General features: G+C 47.1%; 1 protein-coding gene. It reads left to right on the plus strand.

The window, feature by feature from the left end; genetic code table 11:
- On the plus strand, positions 1-411 hold a 411-nt coding region (locus PPOP_RS23080), incomplete at its 5' end, for a hypothetical protein (RefSeq protein ID WP_006288144.1).
- Between the last annotated feature and the right edge of the window lie 192 nt (positions 412-603).

Consider the following 603-nt stretch of genomic DNA (forward strand, 5'->3'; position numbering starts at 1 on the left):
GGTGAGCTGCTTGAGGGAAAACCTCACGAGCAGTTCTTATGGGGAGGGGCTGGAAACGGGCCTACAGCACCGCGCCAGTCCTTTACCCGACAAGTATTCTTTCGAGCTGTCAAGCAGGAATTGGCTTTTGAGAAATGCCACTCCGAATCCGAGGCGCATCATCATGCTCATTTTGAGCTATTGTTTACGGCAGAAACCATGCTAGCTGTAGCGCTCTTTGAACTGAACAAAGAAAAAACGAGTGATGATGAAGGCTATACCCACGGCAAAATGGTTCGTGGCCTCTTCCACACTCGTTGTCAGGTTCGCGTGAAAAACCACAAGGTATTCAGCGAATCTCTATTGATTGTGACACACAAGTGCAGCCATTTGCAAGGCTTATTGAATTATTTTGGCCGGAGCATGATTTGATGCTTCTTTGGGCTACGCCCAAACCGGATATTTACCAAGGCTTACCTCGGACTGCATAGGTCATGGGAATAAGTAATGAGTTCATATTAGATGAACCTATTAAAACAATCATGGCTTTTCCGCCGCATCCCCAGCATGAAAGTGGGGTTTAGCGCAGCACTTTTCCTCCATACTGAGTAATACTGCGATTGG

The sequence above is a fragment of the Paenibacillus popilliae ATCC 14706 genome (assembly GCF_000315235.1).
Taxonomy (GTDB): Bacteria; Bacillota; Bacilli; order Paenibacillales; family Paenibacillaceae; genus Paenibacillus_B; species Paenibacillus_B popilliae.